The organism is Myxococcales bacterium, from assembly GCA_022563535.1.
Lineage (GTDB): Bacteria > Myxococcota_A > UBA9160 > UBA9160 > UBA4427 > DUBZ01.
Genome location: JADFNE010000118.1, coordinates 1 through 7,952 on the forward strand (window position 1 = coordinate 1; position 7,952 = coordinate 7,952).

The window sequence follows — 7,952 nt, forward strand, 5'->3', positions numbered from 1 at the left end:
GTCGCAGTGGCGAAATCACTGCCCAACGGATCTCGACCCCGCGCCCGAGACCACCAAGAAATACTCCGAGGAGAGCCAGCGACGATCAACGTCTGAGACCATCGTTTCGAAGGGAGACAGCCATGCACAACTCCAAGCTTTTAACTGCCCGAGATATCATGACCCCGCCGGGCATTGTAGTGGGTCCCGAGATGAGCGTATTCACCGCCATCCCGATTTTGATCAAGAATAATCTCACGGGTTGTCCCGTCACGAATTCAGACGGAGAGTTGATCGGCATCCTTTCGGAACTCGACTGCATGAAGGTGATCGCTTCGGATGCCTTCTACTCCGACGAATACAGCAGCTCCGACATTCTGGTGAGCCGCTACATGACAAGCGAATGTCTCACCATTACCGCCGACATGGACATCTTCCGCATTGCCAATATCTTCTTCGAACACACCCTGCGTCGCATCCCCGTGCTCGAAGAGCAGCGCTTGATCGGGCAGATCACTCGCTCAGACGTTCTGAAGGGCATCCAGCTGATGCGCAAGAACATGGGACGGAGCAAGGAATACGGAGCCTTCGCTTGGCCGACGAGTACCATCGCGAGCTAGTCCCTATTCACATCCGCCACTTGTTTCAATCCTTGCTCGCCCGTTCGACCGCAAGCACGGCGTGATACTCCTCGAGCTTCGTTGCAACTACGTCGAACCCGAGGATCTCGTGTTGCACCAGCAGTTCGCCGAGTCGAACCGAGGTCTTCTCCTGCAGGTCGAGAAGTTCGTCGATCTGGTCGACAGTCAGGAACCCTTGGGCGACTGCGATTTCTCCCCAGCGTTTCTTGAGTGTGGGTTGAGCGGCAAGTACCGCGAACATGTCCTTGAGGCTGATCATGCCTTCCTGATAGCCCAACCGGCCAAGGGTCACCTTTGAGCTCTTCTGATATTGGAGGACTTCCTCCAACTGTCGCTGAGAAATCAACCCTTCGTCTACGAGAAAGTCTCCGAACACATAGGGCCTATCGGCTGTTCGAGCCGAGCCTCAGTATTGAGAACGGGGTTTTCGATTTCAAATCGGGATTTATCCCAGTTGACAGTTCGCAACACCAAAGGTGATGCTCCGTTTTTTCGATTCCCCCTCCAATGGCGCGTCATTTTTCTCGCGGCCCCGCGTGCCCGCAATGAATATGCTGTCGTGCGTCGCAAGGAGGTTGCATGCCCGGATGGATGCAAATAGGACCGTTCCACGGTCGGGCCGAAGGCTCGCGGGTGCCAAAGGCAAGGCGACTATCTAGACACGTGTTGAAGCGTTGCAGTGAGACCGTTCTGCGGGATCGAGAGACCCTTGGAGAGCTGCTTCGCGACCCACGCACCCTGCACTTGATTGTGCACGACTACCGTCTGACCCAGGAGGTCTTGCTCGATCCGGTAGCAATCGCGCGCGTCGTACAAGAACCCAACTTCCTCGTCACACTGGCCGATTCTGAGTACCTGCTCGACTACCTGCGCAGACATCAACATCTGCTCAATTGCCTGCTGGACGACTACGAATTGATCGCGATGATTGCTCGGGACCCGCGATTCATGGAGCACTTGCTGCGGGATCAAACGAGCCTGACGACACTTCTCGACGACCAACGCACTCTCGATCTCTTCGCTCGCAGCAACTCGAGAATGGTTCGACTGGCACGAGGGAACCAACAGCTTCGCGAGGCCCTGCTCAGCGTTCCGGAGAGCCTCGATTGGATCGCGAGGGACGACCGGGTTTTGCGATCGATGCTCGATCAACCCGTCACCCTCGATCGGATCCTTCAGAGTGATCGCGCCCGGGCCCGCATCCGCGCAAGCCGCGATTTCCTCGACCAGCTGATCGACGACCCCGGTTTCATTGCAGAACTATTCCTCGATTCGAAAATTGTCAGGAAGCTGCTCAACAATCGAATGTTGCTGCGCGGAATACTTCAGGACGAGTCGATCCAGACCGCCTTCCTCGAATGCATGCCGACCACCCCCACCGCGCCTCTGCCTGATTCCCCTGCGCGCGGGATCCAGCCCGAATCAGACGCCCAGGTCTCCCTCGCTGATCTTTTGCGTAGTCCCGAAATCGCAATCACTTTTTCCCAGGACGACGATTTGCTGGGATGCCTGCTCGACAACGCTGAACTATGCCGACGAATCGCCGAGCATCCGATTCTGCTCCGCACGCTTGCACAGATGGACGAACCCAGTGGACCCGCTGAAACCCCAGACCGCGTGACCACGATCGATCGCAGCGACCCTCATGCCAACCCGGAAAGCGCACAAGACGGCGAGGGGTTCGTGTTTTCTTTCCAGGCGGACGAAGCGACTCGCGCGCGCCGTGAACTCGCACGTTACTGGAACGAATTTCTTCCTTTTTTGGCGCCCACCCACACAGCATTTCTCACTCGGTTCCAGCATGCGCTCAATCAGCTCGAGTCGCGGGATCAGATCTCCGACACCCTGGTGCAAATTCTGAACGACGATGGCGAGGTCCATCTTCGCGGAGGAAGCTTCAGGCTGCTCGCCGGTTCGAAACTTCCCGATCTTCTCTACCAGGTGCTCGTCGCCGGTCGCTATCGATTCGATGCGAACACCGATACGCCGCGAATCCTCGATTGTGGAGCCCAGGCTGGGCTCGCAACCTATGGCTTCAAGCTGCAGTATCCAAACGCACGCATTACGGCGGTCGAACCCGCTCCGAACCTGCGCCAGATCGCGCGAGCCAACCTCAAGGCTGCGGGACACAACGACATCGAACACCTCGCCTACGCACTTGCCACCGAACGGGGTTCGCTGCCGTTCGTGCTCCCCGAAGGCGGCAACCACGGTGGCGCGTTGGCCGAAATCGGATCCAGAATTTCTTCGACTGACAAGATGCTCAGCGTGCGCGGTCGTCGGTTGAGCGACCTGCTGCGTGATCCGGTCGACTACCTGAAACTCGATGTGGCTGGCGCCGAAGTGGACATCTTGATCGACGCCGAACCCGAACTCGCCAACGTGAAACAATTGTTCGTCGAGGTACACGACGGTGCCGACGACTTCCCGGAAGGTTTGGCTCGCTTGTTTTCAGTTTTGAAACGCAGCGGGTTCGCAACGCGGGTAGTTCCGCCGGTTGGACCCTCGCGCCTCTCCTGCGATGGAGTAGCGTCTTCGTCTCCGCGTGCATGCGAAGTATTCGGCGTGTCGGCCCGCCGAATCGACTGAAATCTGCTGGTCCGACCCATTCAGAAAGATCATGACGTTCCGGTGTCGATCGCGGTAGCATCAGGCTATGTCCGATCCAAACCCGGTGCGCGGACGCTCTGCCAAACCACGGCGCAGCTCCTGGTATGCAGCAGTGATTGCAATCTTGTTGATCGCCGTTCTGTGGTTCACCGTGTTTGCGCCGGATCCAGTAATGGTCAAGGTTGTCGCGATCGAACGCGGCACCGTTGAATCCACAGTCACGAATTCAAAGGCTGGCACCCTGCGTTCCCGGATGCGTTCACACATGTCCGCCGAGACGGGTGGCCGGGTGACGCATATCTATTTCCGCGAGGGAAGTTCCGTCAAACGCGGGGACCTGCTGATCAAGCTCAACGACACATCATCGCAGGCCCGGATCGAACTCAGCCAGGCCGCGATCGCGACAAGCATCGAACAACGCAAAGAAGCGTGTCTCAACCGCGATTACGCAAAGCGGGACGTCGACCGGACCCGAGAGCTCGCCCGCAACAATGTGACATCGGTAGAAGCCCTGGATCGACTCGAGGTCGCGTACCAATCGGCCGAGGCGGGTTGTAGCGGTGCCCGGGCCCAGGTCGACCGCTCCCGAGCAGAGCTGCGGGTCGCTCAGGCAGAATTCGACAAAACTGAGATTCACGCACCCTTCGACGGCATCGTGGCCGAAGTCAATGCCGAGGTGGGGGAATGGGTCACTCCCTCGCCCCCCATGCTCAGTGCTCCCTCGGTCATCGACATCCTCGACCCAACGTCGATCTACGTGAGCGCGCCGATGGACGAAGTCGATTCGAATCGGATTCGGGTTGGACAGCCCGCGAAGATCACGATCGACTCGCATCCCGGTGAATCCTTTGCCGGACGCGTTGTTCGGGTGGCACCGTATATCCTCGACATCGAAACTCAGAATCGCACCATCGAGGTCGAAGTCGAATTCAACCTGCTGCCGTCCCCCGACACCATGTTGGTCGGCACCTCAGCCGATATTGAAGTCACCCTCGACACTCGACACGAAACCCTGCGCATTCCGGCGCAAACCCTGTTACAAGGCGAACGCGTCTTGTTGTTGGTCGATGGCCTGCTCGAAGAGCGCAGCGTCGAAGTCGGTCTTCGCAACTGGAACTTCGTTGAAATTCGCGCCGGCCTGGCGTTGGGCGATCAAGTCGTCATGAGCCTCGACGACAAAGATGTCAAGGTCGGAGCCAAGGCCCGTGCCGAGATCAGCGTCAGTACCAAGAGCTCCAAGAACAGCAACATCAAGAACAGCGCCGACCACGGGATTGCCGCGGAGTCGAGTCTGCCCCCATCGGCGCCCGCCGACGTGGGCGCTGCGCGATGATTCGTCTCGAAGGTCTGTGGAAGACATACGAGATGGGGGCGCAGAAGCTCCACGCGCTCCGGGACATCGACCTCACCATCGCCAGCGGTGATCACGTCGCCATCATGGGGCCAAGTGGTTCCGGCAAGTCGACATTGCTCAACATTCTCGGCTGCCTCGATCAACCCAGTGTCGGAGAGTATTTTCTCGAAGGTCGGGCGGTTGCGGACCTCGAAGCCGACGACCTCGCCGAGGTTCGCTCGCGCAAGATCGGGTTCGTGTTTCAAGCCTTTCATTTGATTCCGCGACTCGACGCACTGGCGAACATTGCAATTCCAATGTTGTTCGCGGGGGTGGCAGTGCAAGAGCGCCAAGAGCGCGCCAGTCGCGCGCTTGAATCGGTTGGGCTTTCGGACTGGTCCACCCATCGGCCGGCCGAGCTGTCGGGTGGTCAAAAGCAGCGGGTCGCGATTGCCCGCGCGATCGTCATGCAGCCGAACTTGTTGTTGGCCGATGAGCCGACGGGGAATCTCGATTCAGCTTCCGGAAGGCAAATTCTCGAGTTGCTGTGCGGGCTCAATGCCCAGGGCATCACCCTCATCACGGTGACCCACGACCCAAACGTCGCACGTCTGGCACACCGAGTCATCGTGCTCGGCGATGGCGCGATTCTCAGGGAGGTCGCGGGCCACAATATTTCGAGTCTCGACAGTCTTTTTTCGAGCGCCACTGACGCGCCGGGCGCCGCGGTCCCATCATGATGGCGGCCGATATCGTCCGCTTCGCCGCCAATTCGCTGCTGCAACACCGACGCCGAACCACGCTGAGCCTGCTGGGTGTCGCGATGGGGGCGACCGCGGTGATCTTTCTCACGGGACTCGGTGACGGCGCTCGGGCGTTTGTGCTGGGTGAATTTGAAGCCCTGGGCAGCAATCTCGTGATCGTGATCCCGGGTAGAACCGAAACGTCCGGCATGTTCCCAGGCGTTGGCGGCGTCCCCAACGACCTCACCCTCGACGACGCGCGAGCCCTGCAACGCAGTCTTCGCGGGGTTCGGCGGGTGATCCCGATTTCGTCGGCAACCGACGTCGTATCCCATCGCGAACGCCGCCGTCGACTCGCCATCCTCGGTACCACTCGAGATTTTTTTCATGCCCAGGGACTGCGCGCGAAATCGGGCAGCCTGTTGCCCGAGGTGGAGTTTGGCCGAGGAGCCTCGGTGGCCGTGCTCGGCAACACGGTCGCCCATGAATTATTTCTAGAGCGCGATCCCATCGGCGAGGTGATCCGCATTGGCGACGCGCGTATGCGCGTAATTGGCGTCCTGGCCGAGCGTGGAACCCAGATGGGCATGAACATCGACGACACTGTTTTCGCTTCGGTCGCATCCGTGATGCAGATCTTCAACCGCGCTTCACTCTTTCGCATCCTGGTCGAGGTCAATGCCCACGCCGATGCCGACGCAATCAAGGAACAGATCATCGCCGTGATGATCGATCGCCACGACGAGGAGGACGTCACCTGTATCACCCAGGCCGCCGTGCTCGAATCTCTCGGCGGTATTTTACAGACCCTCACCCTCGCAATCGGCGGCATTGGTGCCGTTTCGCTTGCAGTAGCGGGAATTGGAATCATGAACGTCATGCTGGTTTCGGTCTCCGAGCGCACCTCGGAAATCGGTCTGCTGAAGGCGTTGGGGGCCAAGGGAAATCAGGTGCTGGCCGTGTTCCTGGCCGAAGCCGCGCTGCTATCCACGACCGGAGGCCTACTGGGACTTGCCATCGGAACGTCCCTGCTCGAACTCCTCACCTTCCTCTACCCCAAGGTCCCGGCCAGCACGCCGATGTGGGCGATCGCAAGCACCCTGGCCCTGGCGATGATCACGGGCCCGCTATTTGGCGTGATGCCCGCATGGCGAGCGATGCGGATGGAACCCGTCGCGGCCCTGACCCGGAGCTAGTCATGCTGAATGACAACGACTCGAGCTTTCGATATTCCGCACAACGCGAGGTCTCGATGCGCGAACTGCTGAAATTCTCGGGCGGCGCATTGCGGGCCTATCCCCTGCGCACCGCGCTTTCGACCCTGGGCGTTTCGATCGGCATCATGGCGGTGATCCTGTTGACGTCCATAGGAGAGGGAACGCGCCGGCACGTGCTTGACGAATTCATGCAATTTGGCACGACTGTGATCGCGATCAATCCCGGGAAAACCGAAACCAGCGGCTTCCCAGGGATCTTGGGAGGAACGACCCAGAAACTCACGATCGAGGATGCCGAAGCGTTGGCGCGCTTGCCCCGGGCCGATTACGTCGTGCCCCTCGTGATCGGAAACGGCAGTGTCGAATACGCTGGGCGTTCGCGCAGCGTCTTCATCTACGGAACGACTTCGGACATGCCAGAGGTGATGAAATTCGAAGTCGGCCGTGGCCAGTATCTACCTCCGGGGGACCCTCGTCGCGGTAGCTCTGTCGCGGTCCTCGGCCCGAAGCTCAAACACGAACTGTTCGGCGACACCAATGCCCTGGGACGTTTCGTGCGGATCGCAGGCACTCGCCTGCGGGTCATCGGCATCATGGAACCCAAGGGGCGCATCCTCGGGTTCGATATCGACGACTCCGCATACGTTCCCCTCGCTACCGCGATGCAAATGTTCAACCTCGATGAGCTGATGGAAATTGACATCACCTATTCCCAAGAACACATGACCGATGCACTGGTCGAATCGATCAAGCGCATCTTGACCGCGCGCCACGGCGACCGCGAGGATTTCACCATTACCACCCAGACCGCGATGATCGAGACCGCTGACCAGGTGATGAACGTGCTCACGATTGGGGCCGGAGCCATCGCCGCCGTGTCCCTGATCGTCGGCGCCATCGGTATCCTCACCATGATGTGGATCTCAGTTGGCGAGCGAACCTCGGAGATCGGATTGCTACGCGCCCTCGGCGTCAAGAACCGAGCCATTCAGCGCATCTTCCTCGTCGAAGCCGCCATGCTGACAAGCCTCGGCGGACTGATCGGAATGATCGGCGGACTGAGTCTGGCCGCACTCCTGCGCGCCATGATCCCCGGACTCCCGGTCCACACCCCCCCGGTGTATCTGGCCGCCGCCATGGCGATGAGCATTGTTACTGGCTTGCTGTCTGGTATTGCGCCTGCCCAGCGGGCGGCAGCGCTTGAACCGGTTGATGCCTTGCGGGCGGAGTGAAGCGGCATCGTTCAGAGGGGCATTGCGAGGCTTTGGGGGTGAGGCCTGGGAGCTTCCTTCTACTCGGCTTGGTTGCCCGTTGGGCGGTTAGGGAAAAGGGCCGGTCTGGTAGTGCGGACGGGGTGGGCTTTGGCGAGAGGGCTGGGTGGGGGAGAGTTCTTAGCCAGGTATTGCCGAGAGGTCGATTAGACCGCGTC

7 protein-coding genes are annotated in these 7,952 nt (G+C 59.7%); 6 read left to right on the plus strand and 1 reads right to left on the minus strand.

Annotated features, from left to right (window positions below):
• The first annotated feature begins 122 nt into the window (after positions 1-122).
• Entirely contained in the window at positions 123-599 is a 477-nt protein-coding gene (locus IH881_19630; GenBank protein MCH7869912.1) for a CBS domain-containing protein, read from the plus strand.
• Positions 600-624: 25 nt separating this feature from the next.
• On the opposite strand, the gene IH881_19635 is transcribed toward IH881_19630, so the two are convergent.
• A complete protein-coding gene (locus IH881_19635) occupies positions 625-996 on the minus strand; it encodes a hypothetical protein (protein ID MCH7869913.1) in 372 nt (123 codons plus the stop codon).
• Between the two features lie 287 nt (positions 997-1,283).
• Here IH881_19635 and IH881_19640 point away from each other — a divergent pair, with 287 nt between their 5' ends.
• The 5 genes from IH881_19640 (at position 1,284) to IH881_19660 (ending at position 7,755) form a co-directional block, all read left to right on the plus strand.
• Positions 1,284-3,209, plus strand: coding sequence for an FkbM family methyltransferase (locus IH881_19640; protein MCH7869914.1), 1,926 nt, complete (start codon positions 1,284-1,286; stop codon positions 3,207-3,209).
• A 67-nt stretch (positions 3,210-3,276) separates the two neighbouring features.
• Positions 3,277-4,563, plus strand: a complete 1,287-nt coding sequence (locus IH881_19645) for an efflux RND transporter periplasmic adaptor subunit (GenBank protein ID MCH7869915.1) — start codon at positions 3,277-3,279, stop codon at positions 4,561-4,563.
• Complete coding sequence (locus IH881_19650; GenBank protein ID MCH7869916.1) at positions 4,560-5,303, plus strand: ABC transporter ATP-binding protein; 744 nt, start codon at positions 4,560-4,562, stop codon at positions 5,301-5,303. Before IH881_19645 ends, IH881_19650 begins: the two co-directional genes overlap by 4 nt.
• Positions 5,300-6,502 (plus strand): ABC transporter permease, encoded by a 1,203-nt coding sequence (locus IH881_19655; protein ID MCH7869917.1) that lies wholly within the window; start codon positions 5,300-5,302, stop codon positions 6,500-6,502. The genes IH881_19650 and IH881_19655 overlap by 4 nt, the downstream gene beginning before the upstream one ends.
• 2 nt (positions 6,503-6,504) lie before the next feature.
• Entirely contained in the window at positions 6,505-7,755 is a 1,251-nt protein-coding gene (locus IH881_19660; GenBank protein ID MCH7869918.1) for an ABC transporter permease, read from the plus strand.
• The last annotated feature ends 197 nt before the right edge of the window (positions 7,756-7,952 follow it).

What these genes read in the sequence shown, in the direction of transcription:
- IH881_19630 (MCH7869912.1), top strand. Translation starts at nt 123, where the DNA reads ATGCACAACTCCAAGCTTTTAACTGCCCGAGATATCATGACCCCGCCG.
- IH881_19645 (MCH7869915.1), top strand. Translation starts at nt 3,277, where the DNA reads ATGTCCGATCCAAACCCGGTGCGCGGACGCTCTGCCAAACCACGGCGC.
- IH881_19650 (MCH7869916.1), top strand. Translation starts at nt 4,560, where the DNA reads ATGATTCGTCTCGAAGGTCTGTGGAAGACATACGAGATGGGGGCGCAG.
- IH881_19655 (MCH7869917.1), top strand. Translation starts at nt 5,300, where the DNA reads ATGATGGCGGCCGATATCGTCCGCTTCGCCGCCAATTCGCTGCTGCAA.
- IH881_19660 (MCH7869918.1), top strand. Translation starts at nt 6,505, where the DNA reads ATGCTGAATGACAACGACTCGAGCTTTCGATATTCCGCACAACGCGAG.